Raw genomic sequence first — 23,583 nt, forward strand, 5'->3', positions numbered from 1 at the left:
CCCTCGCCGCTTGCAGCCGGCGTGCTCGCAACGCTGTGACCGCGCTGGTCCTGATCAGCTAGCGCCAGCAGCTGGCAACGGCGGCACCATCGTCGGCTTGCCATCGGCATCCAGGGCGATCATCACGAAGTGCCCGCGTGTGCACAGCTCGCGCGCGCCGCTGAGCAGGTCTTCGGCAATCAGCTCCACTTCCACCTTGATCGAACTGCGCCCCACCGACACCACCCGCGCGATGGTTTCCACCATCTGGCCCTGGCGGATCGGCAGCTTGAAATCCACCTGGTCCGAGCGTGCGGTCACCACCGCACGCCGCGCATAGCGCGAGGCGGCCAGAAACGCGGCCTTGTCCATCCACGCCAACGCCTGCCCGCCGAACAGCGTGCCCATGTGATTGGTGTGGTTGGGAAACACGATTTCGACCATGCGCACTTCGGTCGGCGGTGGCGTCTGCGGGCTGTCTGACATGGCGAATTCCGTTAAGAGGACTGGTTGGTCGATGCGTGCAGACGCGATTGCAGCAGCGGCGTGCGCGAGCGCGTAGTGCAGGCCATGCCGCATGGGCGGGCACCGGCATCCGGTTGCACGTAGCGGCCCGCCGATTGACAGCTACAGGCAGGCGCACCGCGCATCCATCGCACGGGTGGTGCGATGGCTTGTCTCGGTAATGCCCTCGCGGCCGGGGCCGCTCCTACAGCAGCGCTAGGGCGTGCCGGCGCGTTGCGAACAGACGCAGGTTCAGAGGCTGGTCTTGACCGCTGTCTCTATCTGCGCCGGCGACTGGAAACCAGGCAGGCGCGCCACTTCGCTGCCGTCGCGGTATAGCGCCAGGGTCGGCGTCTGGCGCAGCTCCAGGTCGCGAAAAAATTCTTCGCCCACCACTTCCAGCTTGACCTTCAACAAGGCCACACCTTCGGACGCATCGCTGTTGGCGAACTTGGTCAGCGACATGTCGAGCATCTTGCAGCCTGGGCAATTGTCCTTGTAGAAATCCACCAGCGCGCGCGGGTGCGCGGCCAGGGTCTGGGTGTAGTGCTCAGGCGACGTGACGGTAATGGTGTGCATCATGGGGATCGTGTTTGCATTGAGCTAGAACCTCGTCGGTCCAGGCGGCGATGGCCTGCGCGTCGCGCTGGCCGTGGGGCATCTGTTCGATGGTCAAGCGCGGAAATGGACTGGCGAAAAACTGTGCGATGCGATGCACCGCACCGCAAAAATAGTCCTCACCCCACTGCGTTTCGCCCGTCCCGAAGACGGCAACACGCGGCGGCTTGCCCAGCGTTTCGACCAGTTCGACGATGAATCGTTTCATCTCCGACGGCGTGCGCCCGCCGTTGTCGGTCCAGCTGCCAAACAGAAACAAGTCGTACTGTCCCGGCGCATGCGGCACCTGTTGCAGCCGCTGCACATCGGTTTCCAACCAGGTCACCGTGTGCCCGGCCGCCTCGCAGTGCAGCGCGACACTGCGCGCCACATCGCGGGTATTGCCGCTCAACGATGCCAGTGCCAGCAGGATGTTCATTTGGCGGGGGCAGGGAATGGAGAATGGAGAATCGGAAGAGCGCGCTGCTGTCTGCTTTTGCCATTCCCGATTCCCTATTCCCAATTACTTACAGATCGTCGAACCCATTATCCGAATTGGTCTTCTTGTACGACGCATTGCGCATTTCGAAGAAGTCGGTTTTGGTTTCGGTGAAGTTGTCGGCGTAGGCCTTGATCCACGGCATCACGTTGTCGTTGGCGCCTTCGTACAGCTTCTCGATGCCAAGCATGCCGGCCATCTTGTTGGCGCGATACTTCACGTAGCGGATCATCTCGTCCACGTCGATGCCGTCGATGCCGTCCAGCACTTCGGCGGTCCACACCGTTTCCAGATCGATCGCGTGCTCGAACGCCTTGTGCACGTAGTCGGTGAGCTGGTCGCCCTGCAGCGCCTGGTTCTCGCCGATGATGGCGCGAATCAACTCGCTGATGAACTTGGAATGCGCCAGCTCATCGCGGTTGATGAAGCTGATGATCTTGCCGGTGCCGGTCATGCGGTTCTGGCGGACCAGATTGTAGAAGTACGCAAAGCCGGAATAGAAGTTGATGCCTTCCAGGATCGAGGACTGGATCAGCGCGCGGATCAGCGTTTCGGCGGTCTTGTCGCGCAGGAAGTCGTCGTAGGCGCCCATGATCGGCGCATTGCGCTTGATGATGGTCGGATGCGTGCGCGCAAGCTCGAACACGCGGTTCTGATCGGCCAGGCCGGTGATCGAGGCCAGCACGTAGCTGTAGCTCTCGTTATGGATCACTTCCTGCTGGCCGATGATCGCGGCATTGGCATGCGCGGCCGGGTCGGTGATGTATTCGGCGACGTTGTAGATGAAGCGCGTCTGCGGCGAATCCAGCGTGGCCAGCAAGCCGATGATCGAATCGTAGGCATTCTTTTCGCGCGACGACAGCTCGTTGTACTGGCGCGCATCGCCCTTCATGTCCACCTCGTCGGGGATCCAGAAGTTGGTCGACAGCTCCTTGTACGCCCGATAGAAGGACGGGTACGGAATATCGTTCCAGTTGAGGATGCCGGAGGTCTGACCATTGATGATGCTGGTCGAACGGTTCGGGTGGCGCGGCTCCAGAATTTTGATGCGTTCAAGCGGTGTTGCAGACATGGGTTTCTCTACTCGTGTTCCGGGTCTAGCTCGCGTGTGGAGCGGGACGACGGCGGCAAAATCGCGCTGGAGGAAAGCCCCCTAAGTTAGGGGGCGCGCCGAAGGCGCGGGGTGTGGGAGCTGGTGAAGCAGGGTCCACGGTTCGCAACGCGAACCGTGGAAGCGAAGCGCGAATGCGCTTAGCTACTGCACCACTCGCACTCACTGATATCGATGTCGTTGGAGCGCACGTAGTACGTGGTCTTCAAGCCTTCGCGCCAGGCGGTCATGTGCAGATCCAGCAACGTGCTCGCACGGATGGTGCTGGGCACGTAGAAGTTGAAGCTGATCGACTGGTCGATGTGGCGCTGACGACGCGCGTTCTGGCGCACGCTGGCGAACTGGTCGACCTTGTAGGCGCCCTTTTCGTAGTACGGCCAGGTTTCCAGCGACAGGCCCGGAGCGGCGACCGGACGACGGAAGTCCTTCTTTTCTTCGTAATAGAACGCGCTGTAGATCGGATCGATCGACGCGGTGGAGCCGGCGATCTGCGCGGTGCTCATGTTCGGCGCCACGGCCAGCATCCACGCATTGCGCACGCCATTGACCGACACCTGTGCCGACAACTCCAGCCACTGCGGGCTGTTGTAATCGCGCGCACGGAAGTACTCGCCGTTATGCCAGTCGCTGCCGCGGAACACGCTGTAGGTGCCCTTTTCCTTGGCCAGCTCCATGCTCGCCTGGATGGTCAGGTAGTTGATGCGCTCATACAGTTCGTCGCTGTAATCCTCGGCTTCCTTGGCATTCCAATGGATGGCCTTCTGCGCCAGCAGGTGATGCCAACCGAAGGTGCCCAGGCCGATGGCGCGGTATTTCTGGTTGGTGATCGTGGCCTGCGGCACCGGCAGCTGATTGAGATCGATCACGTTGTCGAGCATGCGCACCTGGATCGGGATCAACCGCTCCAGCACGTCGGCGCCCAGCAGATCGGCCTGGTCGTCCTGCGCGATGATCGCGCGGCCCAGGTTGATCGAGGACAGGTTGCACACGACGAAGTCGCCCGCCTTCTTGGTGGTGACGATCTGATTGCCGCTGATGATCTCCTGCATCATCCGCGTCGGGCTCATGTTCTGCAGGATCTCGGTGCACAGGTTGGACGAATAGACCATGCCCTCGTGCTTGTTCGGGTTCTTGCGATTGACTTCATCGCGATAGAACATGAACGGATTGCCGGTTTCCAGCTGGCTGACCATGATGCGCTTGAAGATTTCGATCGCCTTGACGGTCTTGCGCGTGATGCGCTCGTCGGCAACGACTTCTTCGTACTTGCGACGGAAGCTGCTGTTGGCGTCGCCCTTCTTCTCGTCGTAGAAATCCTGCAGGTACCAGCCCTTGACCCGCTTGACCTCATGCGGATCGAACAGATACCAGTCGCCGCGACGCTCGACCGCTTCCATGAACAGGTCCGGGATGCACACCGAGGTGAACACGTCGTGCGCGCGCAGGCGCTGGTCGCCGTTGTTCAACCGCAGATCCAGGAACGACTCGATATCGCGGTGGAAGATGTCCAGATAGACCGCGATGGCGCCCTTGCGCTGGCCCAGCTGATCCACCGACACGGCGGTGTTGTTGAGCTGCTTGATCCACGGCACCACGCCGCCGGACGAATTGGACACGCCGCGGATCGCCGAACCGGACGAACGCACATAGCCCAGGTACGCGCCCACGCCGCCGCCGTGCTTGGACACGCGCGCCACGTCGGTGTTGGAGTCGTAGATGCCCTGCAGGCTGTCGTCGACGGTGTCGATGAAGCAGCTCGACAGCTGGCCGCCGACCTTGCCGGCGTTGGCCAGCGTCGGTGTGGCCACAGTCATGTACAGGTTGGACAGCGCCCAGTAGGCCTCGCCCACCAGCTGCATGCGGCGCTCGCGGCTACCCTTTCCGGTGCCGATCTCGTCCTGCATCAGGTACAGCGCAATCGTCAGCCAACGCTCCTGCGGCAGCTCGAACACGCCGCGCGAGTTGTCGGTGGCCAGGTAACGGGTGGCCAGCAGGTACAGGCCGTTGTAGGCGAACAAGGTGTCGCGCTCGGGCGCGATCATCTTGCCGGCTTCGATCAGCTCGTCCTTGGAATAGCGGCGCAGGATGTCGTTGGAATAGACATTACGGTCGGCCAGGCTTTCCTGCAGACCGACGAACGAGCCGTACTTCTGGCTGGCGTCGTAGAAGCGGTTGCGGCTGGCGCGCTTGTACAGGCGGCGCAGGTACAGACGCGCAGCGAAGTGCTCCCACTCCGGGGTGGTCAGATCGACGCGGGCTTCGGCCTCGCGGATCAGGTGGTCGACCAGGTCGTCGGCATTGACGCTGTCCTTGCGATCGACAAAGCCGAACACCGAACGCTTGTAGTCGGCCACGTCCAGCTGCGGGAACTCGGCATGGATCTGATCGATGGCGCGCTCCAGGCGCTCCGGCTCGAACGGAATCTTGCGATTGCCGGCTTCCTTGGTGATCCAGGTGGAAACGGTTTGTTCTTCGATGGTCTGTGCGTGCATTGCAATGGCTTGGCGGGGGGCGGCACGACGTCCGACGGGTCGGTCAACTCCGGCGCGCTACGGGCGGGCGCGCTGACACTGGCGGGAACGCTGGTGTTGGTTAGGGTACCGGCGGCGATCGCGGCAAGGGTGTCGTTGGTGGTCATGCGTCCTCCATGCGTAGGCACACGAACCCGCTCGGGGACGGGCTACGACCGGTTCCGGACTCCCTGGACAGCGATGACGGTGCGGGACGACCAGCACGCAAGACACGCAGTCTGCGGCGGCATCGCCATCACCAGCCATCTCCTTACCGGAGATTCCACGGCCGCCACCGCGCGGTGTGCTGTCGCGTGGTGGTCAGTGGCGAAACAACCGCAACCCCATCGGCCCACGCAGTCCGCTCCACGGCGCTGCCCTGGATGACTGGATGAAACCGAATGCGGTTGCGGCGAGGAGGCTGATCGACCGCGTACCTACCGCAGTTCGTGCTCTTTCAGGTCCAGCTGCTTGGGGCAGCCAACCACCGACTCCCCCAAGATAGTGGGGTAGCTGGGAGGGGTCAACACCAAATGTAGGAAAAAACCGCAAACCCTTGTGGCACAAAGCACTGTCTGACGAACGGTCGCCGCCGGGCCGCAGGACCCGCCAATTCGACTGCGCAGTCAAGGCCCAAACGGGCATTTTTGCTGACCAGTTGGGTTCGGTTGGGTTGGCTGCGACACGCATCGATGCTGAAGCCGGTCACAGTTGGCCGTCACTGCCTCAGCCGGCACCGCACGCTTGGCGCGCTGCTCTAACAGCAGCGTATCCGCAACACGCGCCAAGACACTTCATCAGTACGGAACCCCGCAACCAAGCATCGCCCGGGCGATTGACCGACGCGGAGCGATGTCGCGCGGCACACCCGGCAACACCAGGAACGCGCCACTGCCGAATCCAGGTCGAGGGCGCGGTGCCCTCACCGCTCGCGGGACACGCCGTGAACCCGTCCCTGGGGACCGTGTGGCGGCATCCATGCCGCCACACGGTCCCGCAAGCGGTGAGGACACCGCACCAGAACGTTGGTCGGTGGTCGCGTGAAAGCTGCTTGATGCGCGTTGCGCATCAAACATTGATCCGGCGCGTCACGATCCGACAACGCGCATCAAGCCCTGCTCCTACCCTGCATACCCACCATCTCGACGGGTCCTTGCCCGCCCACCGTCGCGGGACCTTACGCGGCATGGATGCCGCGTAAGAGCCTCCAGGAGCGGATTCACGGCGTGTCCCGTGATGGTGGGCGGGCAAGGGCCCTGCAGCAAACTCACAGCGCCGCGGGCAGGCAAGGGCCTTGCAGCCAAACCACAGAACTAGCAGCACCCGTCCGTCAGCAACGCCGTCCGATGGCCGCGAAGGCGCTGTCAGGCCGCTCTCAAGTGAACAGCGTGACGCCTTGGGCGCGGCCGGTGCGCAGCTTCAGATCTCGGTCGTGCCGATGTGGTGGCGCTTGCGGTAGCGGATCGACGACCACACCGAGGCGACGATGAAGGCCACGCCGATCAGGCCGGTCAGCACTTCCGGCACGTGGTAAACGGTGCCCACCAGCATGATGATCGCCAGCACGCCGATGGCGTAATGCGCGCCGTGCTCCAGAAACACGAACTCGTCCAGCGTGCCCTTGTGCACCAGGTAGACCGTCATCGAGCGCACGAACATCGCGCCGATCGCCAGGCCCAGCATGATGATGACCACGTCGCGGGTGATGGCGAATGCGCCAATTACGCCGTCGAACGAGAACGAGGCGTCCAGCACCTCCAGGTACAAGAACGCTGCAATGCCCGAGCGCTTGGCCGGGCCCATGCCGTCTTCGCTCTCTTCGGACTCGAACAGGGCATCCACGCTGCCCACCAGCAGATACAGCAGGATGCCGCCCAGACCGGCGAACAACACGCTCTGGAAGATCGCCTCGGGCAGGAACAGCTTGGTGCACAGCAGGACCGTGACCGCCACGATCACCGACATCGCATCGGCCTTGCCCAGCTTGCCGACCAGCCGCTCCACCGGGCCGAGCCAATGCAGCTTGCGCTCCTGGTCGAACAGGAAGTTGAGGAACACCAGCAGCAGGAACATGCCACCGAAGGCGGCGATGGACGGGTAGTTGTCGGTCAGCACCTGGCTATAGCGCTCCGGCTCCTTGAGCGCCATCTGCATCACCGGCACCAGGCCCATGCCGGTCGCCACCGACACGATCACGATCGGGAACACCAGCCGCATGCCGAACACCGCGATCAGGATGCCCACGGTCAGGAACAGCTTCTGCCAGAACGCGTTCATGTGCTTGAGCACGCCGGCATTGACCACCGCGTTGTCGAACGACAACGACACCTCCAGCACGCTCAGCACCAGGCACAGCCACAACGCCTGCCACAAACCCATTGAGGTGGTGTGACCCCACCAGGCGGCAACGCCCAGGCAGACGGCGGCGACCAACAACGACATTCTGAACTCGCGAAACATTGACACTCCCAGGCGGGCCGAGACGACAGCCGGAACAACGGGCCAGGGCAAAGCCCGGCAGATCCGGCGTGCGGTGGAGGATGGGGGACCGCGGCGTGACGCAACGTCAGGCCGGGCGCGGCTCGCCCATTATAGGGAGTGTCACCGCCATCAGGGTCGCATCGTCCGGATCCGGGCGTACGCCAAAGCCCAGGCTCTGGCACATCGCCAGCATGGTGCGGTTCTCGCGCAGCACCTGGCCTTCGATCTGCTTCAGGCCCAGCCAGCGCGCGTACTCGATCATGATGCGCATCAGTTGCCAGCCGATGCCGTGGCCCTTGAGATCGGAGCGGATCAGGATGCCGTACTCGCCACGCTCGTAATCAGCGTCCGCATGCAGGCGCACCGCGCCAAGCATGTCGCCGGTCTTGGGGTCGATGGCCACCAGCGCGATCGAGCGGGCGTAATCGAGCTGGGTCAGGCGGGCGATGAATTCGTGGCTGAAATGCTTGACCGACTGGAAGAACCGCAATCGCAGGTCTTCGTCGGTGACGCGCGCGAAGAAGGCGCGGAACAATGCATCGTCTTCCGGGCGTACCGGGCGCACCAACGCATGGGTGCCATCGCCGAGCGCGATCTGGCGCTCCCATTCCTTGGGGTACGGGAAGATCGCAAAACGCGGATGGCCGCGGCCCTTGTGCAGCTTGCGCGCCGGTGCCACCGCCACGCGGGCATCCAGCGCGATCACGCCATCGCGGTCGGCCAGCAGCGGGTTGATGTCCAGCTCGGTGATTTCCGGGATGTCGGCCGCCAGCTGCGCCAGCTTGACCAGCACCAGCGCCACGGCGCGCTCGTCGGCGGCCGGCACGTCGCGGTAAGCCTTGAGAATGCGCGAGACGCGGGTGCGGCCGATAAGCTCGTGCGCCAGGCGCAGATCCAGCGGTGGCAACGCCAGTTCGCGGTCGTTGATCACCTCCACCGCGGTACCGCCACGGCCGAACACGATCGCCGGGCCAAACACCGGGTCGTCGGCAATGCCGGCGATCAACTCGCGCGCCTTGGGCCGCAGCACGGTGGGCTGCACGATCACCCCTTCGATGACCGCGTTCGGCAGCGCGGCGCGGGCACGCGCCAGGATGCCGGCCGCCGCCTCGCGCACCGCCGCCACGCTGGACAGGTTCAGGCGCACGCCATCCACGTCGGACTTGTGCGCGATGTCGCCGGACAACACCTTCAAAGTGACCGTACGCCCCATTGCCAGCAGCGGGTCGGCCAGCAAGGCGGCCTCGTTGGCGGTGGTGGCCACCTGCAACGGCACGATCGGGATGCCGTAGGCGGCCAGCAGCCGATTGGTCGCCACCGGGTCCAGCCAACGCCGGCCCGCAGCCAAGGCTTCATCGACCACCGCACGCGCGATGCCGGCATCCACCACGAAGTCTTCCGGCAGGCTGGGCGGGGTTTCCATCAACGCCGCCTGCGCCTCGCGATAGCGCACCAGGTGGGTGAAGCCGCGCACCGCATCCGATTCAGTGGCGTAGGTGGGCACGCGCGCGGCGTTGAGCGCGGCGATCGCCGCATCGTCCTGGCCCAGCCACACCGCGAACACCGGCTTGTCGCGCTGATAGCGGTTGCGTTGCTCCAGCGCGCGGGTCAGCGCCTTGGCCGCGTCGGCCGAGGACGTGAATGCGGTAGGCACGTTGACCACCAGCAAGGCGTCGTTCTCGGGGTCGTCCAGCAGCGCTTCGATCGCCGCGGCATAGCGCGCGCCATCGGCGTCGACAATGATGTCCACCGGATTGCTGCGCGACCAGCCTTCCGGCAACGACTGGTCCAGCCGCTCCAGGGTCTTGGCCGACAACTCGGCCAACGTGCCGCCACGCAGCACCAACTGGTCCACCGCCAGCTGCCCTACCCCGCCTCCATTGCTCAGGATGGCCAGACGCCGGCCCGGGAAGCTGCCAAGCCGGCCCAGCGTTTCGGCCGCGGCGAACAACTCGTCCAATGCGCCGACGCGCAGCAACCCGGCACGCGCGAACGCGGCGCCATACACCGCATCCGAGCCGGCCAGCGCCTGCGCGTGGGTATCGGCATTGGGATTGATGCGGAACTGCCGGCCGGACTTGACCACCACCACTGGTTTGGCGCGCGCGGCCGCACGCGCGGCCGACATGAACTTGCGCGCATCGCCGATGCGTTCGACGTAGAGCAGGATGGCGCGGGTGCGGTAGTCGGTGGCGAAGTAATCGAGCAGGTCGCCGAAGTCCACATCCAGCGTATCGCCCAGCGACACCACCGCCGAGAACCCCACCGAACGCGCCACGCCCCACTCCACTAAAGCAGCGGCAATGGCGCTGGATTCGGAGATCAGCGCCAGATCGCCGGCCTGTGGGCAGTGCGCGGCGATGCTGGCATTGAGCCGCGCATGCGGGGCGATCACGCCCAGGCAATGCGGGCCGAGGATGCGCATGCCCTTTGCCCGTGCGGCCGCTTCCATGCGTGCGGCCGGGGAGCCGGGGCCACGGCCCAAACCAGCGGTAAGGATGATCGCTGCTGCCACCCCGCGCCGCGCGGCGATGGAGACGATGCGCGGCACGATGCGCGCCGGCGCGGTGATCACTACCAGGTCCGGCACCCACGGCAGATCGGTCAAGCGCGCCACCGTGCGCACGCCATCGATCTCGCTATAGCGCGGGCTCACCCAACCGATCTGCCCAGGAAAGCCGGCCGCGCGCAAATTGCGCACCACCGCCCGCCCGGCCGAGCGATCGCGCGGACTGCCACCCACCACCGCAACGGTGCTGGGGCGGAAGACCTGTTGCAGGTGATAGGTACTCATTGTGCGGGGGAGAACACTGCCATCGCGCTACGGTACACGCACTGATGGATCCAGGCATGGGCGCGCTGTGCAGCACGCGTGTGCCAAGCCTAGGGAGCTACCGCAACCGGGGGCGCGCTACAGGCGTTGCCACATTCGGCGATCCGCCATGCTGCTGATCTGATGCGCCAGGGACGAAGTCATCGATATCCGTGCGCGCAGCGCGCAGACATCACCCTCTCGGTCAACCTAGACACGTCCCACATAGAGACAGGCCTGGCGACTGCTCGCCAGGCCTGTATCGCCCTGTCTTACAACAACGTGCCGCTCAAGATCGCCGCGGCAATGCTGAAATAGATCACCAGCCCGGTGACATCCACCAGCGTGGCCACGAACGGTGCCGAGGCGCTGGCCGGGTCGAAGCCGAAGCGTTGCAGCACGAATGGCAGCATCGAACCGGACAGCGAGCCGAAGGTGACGATGCCGATCAGCGCCGCACCGATGGTCAACGCCACCATCTGCCAGTGCGGGCCATAGTCGTACAGGCCGGCGGTTTGCCAGATGGCGATGCGCACGATCGCCAGCACGCCCAGAATCGCGCCCAGGGTCAGCCCGGTGGGCAGCTCGCGCAGCGCCACTTTCCACCAGTCACCCAGTCGGATTTCGCGCAGCGCCAGCGAACGGATCAGCAGCGAAGTGGCCTGCGAACCGGAGTTGCCGCCCGAGCTCATGATCAACGGAATGAACAAGGTCAGCACCACCGCCTTGGACAACTCGTCCTCGAAGTGCTGCATGGCGCTGGCGGTGAGCATTTCGCCCAGAAACAGCACGCTCAACCAACCGGCGCGCTTCTTGATCATCTGGCCAAACCCAATGTGCATGTAGGGCTTGTCCAGCGCCTCCATGCCGCCGAACTTGTGCACGTCTTCGGTGGATTCGGCGATCAATGCGTCGAGCACATCGTCCACGGTGACGATGCCCAGCACATGCCCGCGCGCATCCACCACCGGGATCGCGAGCAGGTCGTGGCGGCGGATCAGGCGCGCCACTTCTTCCTGGTCCAGTGCCGGGTCCACGGTGACCGGCGGATTGACCTGCGCCACCTCCAGGATCGGTGCCTCCGGCGCGCCGGTGATAAGCCGGCGCATGGTGACCACCTGCTGCAGCACGCGGGTCTGCGGGTCGAGCAGATAGATGGCGTAAACGGTCTCGCGGCTGCGCTCCACTTCGCGGATGTGCTGCAAGGTGCGGCCCACTGTCCAGTCGGACGACACCGCCACGAATTCGGTGGTCATCAGCGCACCGGCGGTGTTGGGCGGGTAGCGCATCAGCGCCTGGATCGACAGCCGCGCTTCGGCACTGAGCAACCACAGCAGCGGCTGGCGCTGCTCGGCATCCAGGCCGTGGAAGATATCGGTGGCGCGGTCGTCGGCCATCTGCCCGAGCAGCGATGCGGCCTGCTCGGCCGGCAGCAGGGCGACCAGTGCGCTGGCATCGCGCAGCTCCGGTTGTTCGAGCAACTTCACCGCACGCGGCGGCGGCAACGCGGCCAGCACGTGTGCCGCATCGTCGCGATCGAGCGTGTTGAGATATTCCACCGCATCGGCCGTGTTGAGCTCGGCCAGGGGTGCGATCAAGGCATCGACGCCTTGGGCAAGGCGCAGGGTTTCGTTGTACATGGTGGTTCGCCTGGTGACGACCGTCGTCGATGACAGCCGGCGAACCTGAGCCTCAGGCGCGCGCCAGCTGGGTCATCGACCCGGGTCTAGGGTGACTGTCGCTGGACATGAGTAAAGGCTCCGAAAGGTGCGCACCGACCGGTGATCCGGGCGGCGGCGCGGCGCAGTCTGCGCGCCTGCGCTCGCTTGGTCAATCCTTCGCAGCCGCCCCGCTTCACCGGGCGTCCAGCATGCCGAGCCTGCACTGCACGTCGCTGGCGCACGCCATGCCGCTCACCCCGTCGACAACGCGCGACTGACGCTGCGCAAGAGGCGAGTGCGCGGAGGTGCCATCGTCGTGGCACCTCCGCGCGGGGTGCCGGCATTCGCCTGCACATCTGTCGCCGCGATGCGCCCAGCCGCGCCAAGAGGTCGTGCTGGTCGGAGCGAATCCACCGGCCGTCGCAAACCTGTGGTGTCCAGCACAGCAATAGGTACAGTCCGCTTCTTGGCACAGCCAACCCACCGCACATCTTCGTGGAAGGGCGCGCGCCATCGCGTCCCTCCGCTCCCGTCGCTGCTCAGGAATCACCAATGCCGTCTTCTATGTCGTTTTTGTTACGCCGTCTCCGCCCGGTGTGCCTGTGTGCCGCCGCGAGCTGGGTCACGGTCGGCATGGCGCAAACCACCCTGCCTGCAACTCCCCCCGTGGAGGCGCACGAGACCCCCCAACACGTCGGACATGAGTGGGGCTATACCGGTCCGGAGGGCGCCGAGCATTGGGCCGAACTGGCCAAGGAAAACGTGCTGTGCGGCAACGGCCAACAGAACAGCCCGATCGATCTGAAAGGCGCGCTCGACGCCAACCTGGGCAAGCTGGAGCTGGACTACAGCGCCGTGCCGCTGGCGGTGCGCAACACCGGTCATTCCATCCAGCTGGAGTTGCATGACGGCGGCACCATGCTGATCGGCGGCAAGCAGTACACCGCGTTGCAGTTGCACTTCCATCACCCGAGCGAGCACCTGTTGAACGGCCGGCGCTTCCCGATGGAGGCGCACATCGTGCACCAGGGCCCGGATGGAACCCTGGGCGTGCTGGCGATCTTCTTCGAAACCGGCAAGGCCAATCCTGCCTTCCAGCGGGTGCTGGATGCCATGCCCAAAGACAAGAACCAGACCCGTCAGGTCGCCAACGCCTCGGTGCGGGCCAGCGATTTCCTTCCGCCCAAGCAGCAACGCCGCTTCTATCGCTACGAAGGCTCGCTGACCACCCCGCCGTGCAGCGAAACGGTGGACTGGGTGGTGCTCGAGCAGCCGGTGCAGGTGTCCGAGGAACAGATCAACGCCTTCGAGCGTGTCTACCCATTCAACGCCCGGCCGCTGCAGCCGCTGGATCGACGCTTCCTGCTCAAGAGCCACTGAGCGCGGCCAACCGAACGCAGCGCGCGGCTACACGGCGGGAATGCATGGCGCAATGAGATGCGTCGTGCATGCCGCACAGCGCACCGGCCGCGCGCCGCTGGCGGCTGCGCAGTGGCCCTGCGCAGGCTGCTTGGCGTCCTGCTATCGCAGGCGCAGTAGCGGGGGTCTTATTCGCTTCGAGAGTGCGATCTCAGCGCGTCCAGCACACCAGCTCCGCCTGACGGATGCTGGACGCTGCGGTCGCCGCTTGGCCGCGGGTACCGGCGTGGCCGGTTGCATGGCGCTGCCGCATGTCACAGCACCGCACCGTGCGTGACATGCGGTACGCATTGGTGGCGACTCCGGCACGTTGGTGCAAGCTGGCCGGCTGCTGCGGGCGGCATAATGCGCACCTCAACGGAGAACGTGCATGCATAGCGGTGGCCTGGAACTGGCTCTGGTCCTGATGCTGGCCGCCATCGTGGCGGTACCGGTGTTCAAGCGCTTTGGCCTTGGCGCGGTGCTGGCCTATCTGGTCGCCGGCGTGGTGCTGGGCCCGGATGGTGTGGGCGTAGTGCAGGATGCCGAGCGCATCAGCGGCGCGGCCGAGATCGGCGTGGTGATGCTGCTATTCGTGATCGGCCTGGAGCTGTCGCCGGCCCGCCTGAAGGTAATGCGCCATTCGGTGTTCGGCGCCGGCGCCACCCAGGTGGTGGTGACGGCCATGATCCTGGGCGGCCTGCTGATGCTGGGGAACCTGGGCTGGAAAACATCGCTCATCGTCGGCGTGGCGCTGGCGTTGTCGTCCACTGCGGTGGGCCTGCAGCTGCTGGCCGAACGCAAGGCGCTGGGCAGCGATTACGGGCGACTGGCCTTCGCCATCCTGCTGTTTCAGGATCTGATCGCGATCCCGTTGCTGGCCGCCATCCCGCTGCTCGGTGGCAGCAAGAACGCCACTCTCGCCTGGCCCGATGTGGCCAAGGCGATGGCCGCATTGGCGCTGGTGATCCTGTGCGGGCGCTTTGTATTGCGCTATCTGTTCAACGTAGTGGCGCGCACCCGCATGCCGGAGGTGTTTACCGCCAGCGCGTTGCTGGTGGTGCTGGGTACCGCCTGGATCATGCAGGAAGCCGGGCTGAGCGCCAGCCTGGGGGCCTTCATCGCCGGCGTGCTGCTGGCCGATTCGGAATTCCGCCACGAACTCGAATCGCAGATCGAACCGTTCGAAGGCTTGCTGCTGGGCTTGTTCTTCATTTCGGTGGGCATGGGCATCGACCTCAATCGCGTGGTCGCCGAACCGGGGTTGATCGCCGCCGGCGTGGCGATCTTGCTGGTGGTGAAGTTCTCGCTGCTGGTCGGTATCGGCAGCGTCGCCAAGCTGCCGCTACGTAGCAGCCTGATGCTGGGCAGCGTGTTGTGGCTGGGCGGCGAATTCGCGTTTGTGGTGTTCAACGAGGCCGATCGCGTCGGCCTGCTGGATCCGGCCAATCACGATCGCCTGGTGGCCATCGTCGGCGTCTCGATGGCCCTGACGCCGCTGTTGCTGCTCGGTATGCAGCGCCTGCTCAACGGACCATTGCGGGTGCAGGTGCCCAAGTCCGAGCGGCCCTTCGACACCATCGATGCGCAGTCGCCGCAGGTGCTGATCGCCGGCGTGGGCCGTTTTGGCCAGGTGGTGGCCCGCCTGCTTACCTCGCGCCATGTGCCGTTTGTGGCGCTGGAGCACAACCCCGACACGGTGGAGGATATCCGTCGCTTCGGCGGCGAACTGTATTACGGCGACCCGACCCGGCCGGACCTGCTACGCGCCGCCGGCGCCGACCGCATCAAGGTGTTCGTGATTGCGGTGGACGACCCGGAAACCAACATCAAGACGGTGCGGCTGATCCGCCGCCTGTACCCGCAGGCCACCGTGCTGGCGCGCGCGCGCAACCGCCAACACGCCTGGAAACTGATGGACCTGGGCGCCGAACCATTCCGCGAGGTATTCGCCTCCAGCCTGGAACTGGGTGGACGCGTGCTGACCTCGCTCGGCGTGGGCGATGCGCTCGCGCGCGAACACATCGAGCGCTTCCGCAAGCACGACGAAGACCTGATGCGTGCGCAACACCTGGTCTACGACGACGAAGCCAAAGTGCTGCAGACCTCGCGCGATGCGCGCGAAGACCTGATGCGCCTGTTCGAAGCCGACGTCAAGGCGGATGTGGATGCTGAGCCCGCACCGACGACGCCCGATCGTTGAGCTTGTGTAGGAGCGTGCCTGCGCGCGACGAGGCGTTACCGGCAATCCCGTAGCGCGCCTCGCGCGAGATCGTGTGGGCGTACTCCGCACACGACTGCGGCAATTCTTATGTTGCATGTTTCTTATGTTGCATGTTGACGACGCACACAGCCGCTGCATGACTGCAGCGGCTGTATGTCGATCGCTTTGCTCAGCCGCGCGGTTTGCGCGCTGCAGTTTTGCCAGCCGACTTCTTCGCTGCAACCTCACTGACCGCCGCCTTGCTGACGGTTTTCGCGGCCTTCGGCACCTGCTTGCTCACGCGCTTGGCTGGCATCTTCTTTGCAGGCTTGGCAGACGCTGCTTCGGTCGCCCGCACGGGTTTTGTTGAAGATGCAGATGCGCGTTTGGCTGGCGCCTTGCTCGTCTTTTTCGCGGCCTCCTTGGCGGCTTTCTTCACCGGCGTTGCAGCACCCGCACGCACTTCCGGCGGGCGGCGCGGCGGCGGTTTGCGGCCTGGGGTGAGTGCGCGCCAGGCGTGTCCGCCGTTCATGGCCAGTAGCGCGTCGGCGGCCGAGGGGCCGGCGCTGCCGGCGGCGTAGTTGGGGAAGTCGCTGGCCGGTTGTTTCCAGGCATCCAGGATCGGCTGCACGATGCGCCACGCACCTTCCACCATCGCCGCGTCCTGGAACAGACCGGCTTCGCCGTTCATGCAGTCCTGCAGCAGACGCTCGTAACCCACGGTGTATTCCTTGGGAAACCAGTCGCGGTAGCGAAAGTCCATGCGCACCGGCGCCAGTGCCACCTGCGCGCCCGGGCGCTTGACGTCGAACTGCAACGAAATGCCTTCATCAGGTTGGATATGCAGCACCAGCCAGTCGGGGCCATAGCCGCCGACCTCGGTGCTGCGAAACGGTGCCAGCGGCGCGGGTTTGAAGCGGATGGCGATCTCGGTGGTGCGCTCGCGCAGACGCTTGCCGGTGCGCAAATAAAACGGCACGCCGGCCCAGCGCCAGGTATCGACCTGCAGCTTCATCGCCACATAGGTTTCGGTTTCCGAGTCGTCCGGCACGGTGTCTTCTTCGCGATAGCCGGGCACGGCACTGCGATTGACCGCGCCGGACGCGTATTGGCCACGCACCACGTCTTCCGGCTTGATCGGGCGCACGGCTTCGATCACTTCGGCGCGGCGGCGATGCATTGCCTCGGTGGTGAATGCGGCCGGCGGTTCCATCGCAATCATCGCCAGCAACTGGAACAGGTGATTGGGCACCATGTCGCGCAAGCAGCCTGTGGGATCGTAGAAGCGCCCGCGCCCTTCCACACCGATGGTTTCGGCGGCGGTGATCTGCACGTGATCGATGCGGTCGCGGTTCCACACCGGCTCGAACAAACCATTAGCAAAACGGAACGCAAGAATGTTCTGCACGGTTTCCTTGCCCAGGAAATGATCGATGCGGAACACCTGATCCTCATGCAGCACCTTGGCCACGGTGGCATTGAGATGCTTGGCGCTGGGCAGATCGTGGCCGAACGGTTTTTCCACGATGACGCGGCGCCAGCCCTGATTCTCGCGCTGCTTGACCAGGCCGGCTTCGCCGAGATTCAACAACACCGGCTCGAAAAAGCGCGCGGCGGTGGCGAGATAGAACAGCACATTGCCTTGCGTGCCGTAGCGCTTGTGCAGTTTCTCCAGCACGCCGTCCAGCGCCTGATACGCGCCAAGGTCGGTAAAGTCGCCGCGCAGGTAATGCATGCGCTCGCGCAGCCAGTCCCAGGTGTCGGTGTCGAATTCGTCGGTCTGGAATTCGGCGTCGCGGCTGCTCAGCAGCTGCGTCATCGACTGCCCCATGTTGCTGCGCCACGCGCGTTCGCTGATGTCGCCATGGTCCATGCCGACGATGGCGAATTCCTCGCCCAATGCACCGGCGCGGCGCAGGTTGTACAGCGCCGGCATGACCAACCGCTTGGTCAGATCGCCGCGGGCGCCAAAGACCACGATGATGCACGGCGGGGTTGTGGCTTGTTCGTTCATGGATGTGTTTCCTTTTCGCCCATGCGTCCGTGCAGGCGCAATGCCGCATTGACCAGGGCCACGTGGGAATACCCTTGCGGGAAGTTGCCAAGCATGCGTTTGCCGCGCGGGTCGTATTCTTCTGCGAGCAGGCCCACGTCGTTGCACAGCCCGAGCAAACGCTCGAGCAATGCGCGCGCCTCATCGGTGCGACCGATCAACGCAAAGTTTTCCACCAGCCAGAAACTACAGGCCAGGAAGGTGCCCTCGCCCGCCGGCAGGCCATCGGCGCTGTCGTCGGCGCGATAGCGTTCGACCAGGCCATCGATGGTGAGCTCGCGCGCGATCGCATCGGCGGTTGCGGCGATGCGCGGATCGTCCGGCGGCAGAAAGCCGACGATAGGAATCAGCAACAGCGATGCATCCAGACGATCGGAGCCGTAGCTCTGCACGAAGTGGCCATCTGGATGCACGCCTTTTTCCAGTACTTCGGCGCGGATCTCTTCAGCGAGCCGGCCCCAGTGCGCGCGCTTGTCGGCATCGGCATTGGTAATGCCATCGCGGCTGCCGCAATCGAATGCCAGCCACGCCATCACTTTGGAATGCACGAAATGGCGGCGCTCATCGCGGATTTCCCAGATGCCTTCGTCCGGTTGGCGCCACAGGGTTTCCAGCGTGTCGAGAATCTTTTCCAGCAACGACGCCGACGACCCATCGTCATCGGCAGGCGGCGCCACGCCTTTTTCGCGTGCGTAATGAAAGGCGCCGATCAGCTCGCCGTACACATCGAGCTGAAATTGATCCACCGCACCGTTACCGATGCGCACCGGAACGGAATTTTCGTAGCCGGGCAGCCAGTGCGCTTCCCATTCCTGCAATCGGCGCTCGCCGCCGATGCCGTACAGCGCCTGCAACTGATCCGGCGACCCGGCGATGGTGCGTTGGACCCAGTCGCGAAACGCCGCGGCCTCATCGCGATAGCCGGCTTGCAGCAACGCGATCAGCGTAAACACCGAATCGCGCAACCAGCAGTAGCGGTAATCCCAGTTGCGCGTGCCGCCCAGATGCTCGGGCAACGAGGCGGTGGGCGCAGCCACAATACCGCCAGTGGGCAGATAGCTGAGCCCTTTCAACACCACCAGAGAGCGACGCACCTGCTTGGTCCACGGGCCGACATCGGTGCAGCGACGTGCCCAGCCATGCCAGAACGCGGTCGTGCGTTGCAGCGCCTGCTCCGGATCGATCGCCGGCGGCGTGGGCTGATGCGAGGCGCCGTGACTGAGCAAAAACCAGGTGCTTTCGCCTTCGCGCAACGTGAAGTCGGCTTCGGTGCCCAGGTCTTCGCCATGCAGTTCCTGCGGCGAGCGCAACGCGAGCTGGTCGGGGCCGGCGATCGCGCGAATGCCGCCGTCGATGCCGGTCACCCACGGCACCGTGCGGCCGTAGTTGAAACGGAACGTCAGGCGCATATGCATGGGCATCTCGCCCTGCACGCAGCGCACGATGCGCACCAGATGCTGGTGGCTGTCGTCTTTGTCGCTGGCGACCATGAAGTCGACCAGTTCCACCGTGCCGGTGTCGGTGCTCATGCGCGTGCACAGCACCAGACTGTCGTCTTCGTAAGCGCGTTCGCTGCGGAATGCGGCGGCGGGCGACAACGCCCATTGCCCGTGTTGCTCGTCGCCCAGCAGCGATGCGAAGACCGCATCGGAATCGAAGCGTGGCAGACACAGCCAGTCGATGGTGCCGCGATGGTCGACCAGGGCCGCGCTGTGGCAGTTGCCCAGCATGGCGTGGTCCTCGATACGCACGCTCATCGTGTGGGCGTTTCCTTCCAGCGAAAGAATCCGCAGTCTTACATGCGCGGTGTCGGGATCGGGTTACGAATACGCGGGCAAACGCAGCAACGGTGGCACCGTGTGTTCCAGCCGACGGATCAGTGCCGGATCCATATAGGTGTAGTCGTCGGGAATCTGCAACGACACCACGCGGCAATGGCGCAGATGCGCGGCGAAGCGTTTGCGCAGCAACTGCAGGTGGCGGCGCTCCATCACCAGCACCAGGTCGGACTCCTGCAGCAATTCGGGCGTGACCTGCACCTCGGCGTCCGCTGCCAGCCCGGCCGATTGGGTCTGCACGCCCGGCCAGTCGGCAAACACGCGCTCGGCGGTGGGGCTGCGCAGGCGGTTGCGGCTGCATACGAACAGCACCCGCAGCGGTGTGCCGCCGCGCTGGCTCAGCGGCCTTCGCGCAGGAAGCGCGCCATCGAAGAGACGCCCGGCAACGCGGGTTCGAACTGGCCGGCCACATCGATGAAGCCGCGCATGATGGCGATCTCGCGCGGGGTGCGGTTGAGCGCATCGCGACGGTCGGCATCGGCACCGGCGCGCAGCAGGCGCTGTACCAGCAGCGGCAAGCCATGCAGTGCGGCCAGATGCAGCGGGCCGAAGCCGCGTTGATCGGCCACATCCAGCGAGACGTCTTCGTCGAGCAGACGTTCGACCCCGGCCAGCACCACCTTTTCGTCGCAGGCGGTGCCCGGTTCGGCGCGCGCACCCAGCAGCAGCAGCAGCGGGCTGACCCGCCCACCGGCGAGCGCGTCCGGGTCGGCACCGGCCAGCAGCAAGGTGTCCAGCAGCGCCAGCAGGCGGGTGGTGTCGCGCGCGGTGAAACCGTACAGCGCCGCGCAATGCAGCGGTGCCAGCCCTTGATCGTCGGTGGCGTGCACGTTGGCTGCGGCCGTGAGCAGACGCGCCACGATGTCCGGCAAGCCGAGTGCGCAAGCCAGCATCAGCACGGTCACGCCACCGGGCAGGCGATGTTCGATCTGCGCACCGGCCTGCAGCAAAGCGGCGACGATATCGGTCTGGCGCATGCTCACCGCGGCCGACAACGGCGTGGCGCCGCTGTTGGCTGCGCGCTGCGGGTCAGCACCGCGGCCGAGCAGGTGTGCGACCACGCCAAGGTGGCCGCCACCGGCCGCACGCAGCAGCGCGGTGCAGCCTTGGGCATCGACAGCATCCACCGGCAGGCCGAGGTCGATCAGGCGTCGCACCGCATCGGTATCGCCAGTCATCGCGGCCGCGGGCACGTCCGCTTCGCGCAGCGTACGGCGTGGCAGCGACCAGATCCGCCAGTCCAGCCAGTCGGCCAGATCGCGCCGGCCGATCGACAGCGCCACGCCCAGCGGGGTCTGCCCGTCGGCAGCGCGTGCTTCCGGCGAGGCGCCCTGCTTGACCAGCAATTTCAGCGAGGCATCGCGGCCCAGCGCAGTGGCCAGATGCAGCGCGGTCATGCCGTGGCTGTCGCGCGCTTCGCGGTCCACGCCGTGTTCCAGCAACCACTGCTGCAGGCGCAGCCAGCCCAGCCGCACGGCCAGCGACAACGGCGGGTCGCCGGCTGCCGACGGCGCAAACGGGTCGGCGCCGCGTTCAAGCAATTCCACTGCGAACTGTTCCAGCCCGCGCGATGCCGCATCGTGCTGCACGCAGGCGCTGAGCAGCCGGGTCAGGCCACCTGCACCGGCCGGCGACACGCCGTGACGCAGCAGCACCTGCAGCGCCGGCACCGCCTCCACGCCACGCGAGAGCAGCGCAAACATCGGCACGTCGCCGCAGGCATCGCGCACTTCGGCATCGGCGCCGTGACGCAGCAGCCAGTCCACCGCATCGGCGTTGAGCGCCAGATGCGCGTCGTGCAGCAGGCCACCGAGTTCGTCCGGGCCGCACAGTCGCGCCAGCGCGTCCAGGCCATCGCGTTGGCCGAACTGCAGGCCCTCGCGCAGCAACACCAGCGGCGGGCGATCGGGCAGCACCGCCACGCCGGGGGTATCGCCATGCGCATCGCTGACGGCGGCCGGCAAGGGATAGTTGGGGTCGAGCAATTGCACGATCGCCCAACGCCCGGCTTCGGCTGCCACGTCCACGGCGCGACGGCCATGCACATCGACGCTGTCGGCAGGCACCTGCAGATCGAGCAGGCGGCGGATCAGCGCCGGCGACACGCTGTCGGCGGCGCAGGCCAGCATCACCGCGTTGCGGCCGTCGCCGTCGATGGCCAGCACATCGGCCTTGCGGGCGACCAGGCGTTCGAGCACCGCGCTGCGCGCCTGACGCGCGGCATCCAGCCACGGCGTGCGGCCGAGCAGATCGCGCGCTTCCAGATTGGCGCCGGCCGACAACAGCGCTTCGACGATGTCGCCGTGACCGGCCAGTGCGGCTTCGTGCAGGGCACTGCGCCGCTGGCGGTCGCGCGCATCCACGCGCGCCTTGTGCTTGAGCAGCAGCTGCACGCCGGCCGGGTCGTCTTCTTCGGTGCCGGCGGCGGCCAGCAACACCGGCGCGCCACCGTCCGGTTCGGAATGGGCGCCGCGTTCCAGCAGAAATTTCGCCAGCCGCCAATTGCCGACCTGGCACGCCATCGCCAGCGGCGAGTGACCTTCGTTATTGAGCGCGTCCAGGTCGGCGGCGGCATCGCGCAGCAATGCGGCCACGCCGGGGTCGGAACTGCGCACCGCGTGATGCAGCGGCGTATTGCCGTCGTTGTCGGTGGAGCGCGGGTCGGCACCGTTGGCCAGCAGCGTCATCACCGCATCCGGGCGGCCATGCCAGCTGTCGCGGGTGGCGGCCAGCAACGGCGTCATGCCGCGATGCGGCTGGTTGACGTCCACGCGGCGCACGATCAGTTCGCGCAGCAGACGCAGATCCGGCAGCACCGCTGCCAGCGCGGGCAGGCTGCGTTGGTCGCGCCACTCCGGCAGCGGCATCGCCTGCGGGTCGGCGCCGGCCTCCAGCAATTGCAGCGCGCGATCCACCCGGCCGCTACGTGCGGCTTCGAACAGTTCGGGCACCAGTTGATGCTGGGCGACCGGCTCCAGCGGGCGCGGTTCGGCGGCCGCCTCGGAGAAGAAATCGGCAGCCTGCCGGGCCACCGGCGCATCGCTGCGCGCCGGTGCGGCGGTGCGTTGCAACAGCAGATGGGCGGCGGGCAGCAGCGCGCTGGCGGCAATCGCCAGACCCCAGCGCAGACCGCCGGACAACCAACCCGGCCAGGCCAGCGCCACCACCAGGGTGCACACCGCCAACACCAATGCGGCGGCCAGCAGACCGCGCCAGGCATGCAGTTCCTGCGTGGCCAGGGCGTGCCAGCGTGGCGCCAGCGCGCCACCGTCGCGTTCCACTTCGCCCCACAACGGCCAGGTGCGCCACAGTCCCAGCAAGGCGGCGCTGACGGCCACGCTCAAGGCCAAGGCGGCGGCCAGACTGCCGCTATCGCGCAGCGCGGTCAGCGGCCAGCTGATCAATGCCGCCAAGGCGAGCAGGCCCACACCCCAGATCGCCAGCAACGGCGGCAGCGCCTGTGCGATGGCGCGCGGCTGCGTCGCCAGCGTGCGGGTGCCACGCGCCCACGACACTGCCAATGCAAAGGCCGGCTGCGCCAGCCACAGGCTCACTGCGGCAACGGCGCCGCCAAGGCCACCGAGCAGGGCCAACACCACGCCGGCTGCACCTGCCAGCGCTGCGGCGCGCAATCGCGCGGCACGCTGCGGCTCAGTCATAGTCGCACTCGCCCGCCAGCACCACCGTCTTGGGCAGTTGCAGGTAGAAGCCGTGCTTGGCGAGCGCTTCGCGCACGGTCACCACGTCGGCCTGCGCCAGGCGGCGCTCAGGCGTCAACACCACCTCCAGCACGAATGCGAATGGCGCCAACGGCGCGTGCACGGCAGCGGGAAGACCGGAGAAATCGTCACGCTTGGCGAGGTAGACGAAGGTGTCCTGCTTGCGTTGGCTTTTATAGACGTAGGCGTGCATGCGCGCGTGATCGCGCTCGTAGAGC

14 protein-coding genes and 1 pseudogene are annotated in these 23,583 nt (G+C 65.8%); 2 read left to right on the forward strand and 13 right to left on the reverse strand.

Annotation, left to right across the window (positions count from 1 at the left end):
- Positions 1–54 precede the first annotated feature (54 nt).
- From ACZZ0O_RS04065 to mgtE, 8 genes and pseudogenes are all read right to left on the reverse strand, one after another.
- Positions 55–465: an acyl-CoA thioesterase gene (locus ACZZ0O_RS04065; protein WP_115514689.1), complete on the reverse strand. Its 411-nt coding sequence runs from the start codon at positions 463–465 to the stop codon at positions 55–57.
- A 270-nt stretch (positions 466–735) separates the two neighbouring features.
- Positions 736–1,062 carry a thioredoxin family protein gene (locus tag ACZZ0O_RS04070; protein ID WP_463592286.1) on the reverse strand — a complete coding sequence of 109 codons (327 nt, stop codon included), beginning with the start codon at positions 1,060–1,062 and terminating at the stop codon, positions 736–738.
- Complete coding sequence (locus ACZZ0O_RS04075; RefSeq protein ID WP_115514208.1) at positions 1,034–1,519, reverse strand: flavodoxin; 486 nt, start codon at positions 1,517–1,519, stop codon at positions 1,034–1,036. Before ACZZ0O_RS04075 ends, ACZZ0O_RS04070 begins: the two co-directional genes overlap by 29 nt.
- Before the next feature lie 88 nt (positions 1,520–1,607).
- A complete protein-coding gene (locus ACZZ0O_RS04080) occupies positions 1,608–2,651 on the reverse strand; it encodes a ribonucleotide-diphosphate reductase subunit beta (RefSeq protein WP_115514209.1) in 1,044 nt (347 codons plus the stop codon).
- Positions 2,652–2,830: 179 nt separating this feature from the next.
- A pseudogene (locus tag ACZZ0O_RS04085) lies at positions 2,831–5,328 on the reverse strand (ribonucleoside-diphosphate reductase subunit alpha).
- Between the two features lie 1,291 nt (positions 5,329–6,619).
- Entirely contained in the window at positions 6,620–7,660 is a 1,041-nt protein-coding gene (locus tag ACZZ0O_RS04090; protein WP_463592287.1) for a DUF475 domain-containing protein, read from the reverse strand.
- Between the two features lie 106 nt (positions 7,661–7,766).
- Positions 7,767–10,475: a bifunctional acetate--CoA ligase family protein/GNAT family N-acetyltransferase gene (locus tag ACZZ0O_RS04095; protein ID WP_055847053.1), complete on the reverse strand. Its 2,709-nt coding sequence runs from the start codon at positions 10,473–10,475 to the stop codon at positions 7,767–7,769.
- A 290-nt stretch (positions 10,476–10,765) separates the two neighbouring features.
- Positions 10,766–12,133 (reverse strand): magnesium transporter, encoded by a 1,368-nt coding sequence (mgtE, locus tag ACZZ0O_RS04100; RefSeq protein WP_055847050.1) that lies wholly within the window; start codon positions 12,131–12,133, stop codon positions 10,766–10,768.
- Between the two features lie 573 nt (positions 12,134–12,706).
- On the opposite strand from mgtE, the gene ACZZ0O_RS04105 reads away from it, so the two are divergent.
- Both ACZZ0O_RS04105 and ACZZ0O_RS04110 read left to right on the forward strand, forming a co-directional pair.
- Complete coding sequence (locus tag ACZZ0O_RS04105) at positions 12,707–13,534, forward strand: carbonic anhydrase (RefSeq protein WP_463592288.1); 828 nt, start codon at positions 12,707–12,709, stop codon at positions 13,532–13,534.
- Positions 13,535–13,943: 409 nt separating this feature from the next.
- Entirely contained in the window at positions 13,944–15,755 is a 1,812-nt protein-coding gene (locus tag ACZZ0O_RS04110; RefSeq protein ID WP_463592289.1) for a monovalent cation:proton antiporter-2 (CPA2) family protein, read from the forward strand.
- A gap of 190 nt (positions 15,756–15,945) precedes the next feature.
- Here the strand turns inward: ACZZ0O_RS04110 and zwf are convergent, their stop codons facing one another.
- The 5 genes from zwf to ACZZ0O_RS04135 all read right to left on the reverse strand — a co-directional run bounded on the left by zwf (position 15,946) and on the right by ACZZ0O_RS04135 (position 23,558).
- Complete coding sequence (gene zwf, locus ACZZ0O_RS04115) at positions 15,946–17,769, reverse strand: glucose-6-phosphate dehydrogenase (protein WP_463592290.1); 1,824 nt, start codon at positions 17,767–17,769, stop codon at positions 15,946–15,948.
- Positions 17,766–19,565 (reverse strand): glycoside hydrolase family 15 protein, encoded by a 1,800-nt coding sequence (locus ACZZ0O_RS04120; RefSeq protein WP_115563315.1) that lies wholly within the window; start codon positions 19,563–19,565, stop codon positions 17,766–17,768. The genes zwf and ACZZ0O_RS04120 overlap by 4 nt, the downstream gene beginning before the upstream one ends.
- Before the next feature lie 63 nt (positions 19,566–19,628).
- Positions 19,629–19,958, reverse strand: coding sequence for a low molecular weight protein tyrosine phosphatase family protein (locus ACZZ0O_RS04125; protein ID WP_115514228.1), 330 nt, complete (start codon positions 19,956–19,958; stop codon positions 19,629–19,631).
- A gap of 26 nt (positions 19,959–19,984) precedes the next feature.
- Positions 19,985–23,305: an ankyrin repeat domain-containing protein gene (locus tag ACZZ0O_RS04130; RefSeq protein ID WP_463592291.1), complete on the reverse strand. Its 3,321-nt coding sequence runs from the start codon at positions 23,303–23,305 to the stop codon at positions 19,985–19,987.
- Positions 23,298–23,558 (reverse strand): YcgL domain-containing protein, encoded by a 261-nt coding sequence (locus ACZZ0O_RS04135; RefSeq protein WP_323523171.1) that lies wholly within the window; start codon positions 23,556–23,558, stop codon positions 23,298–23,300. The genes ACZZ0O_RS04130 and ACZZ0O_RS04135 overlap by 8 nt, the downstream gene beginning before the upstream one ends.
- Between the last annotated feature and the right edge of the window lie 25 nt (positions 23,559–23,583).

It is taken from the genome of Xanthomonas sp. AC360 (assembly GCF_979258225.1).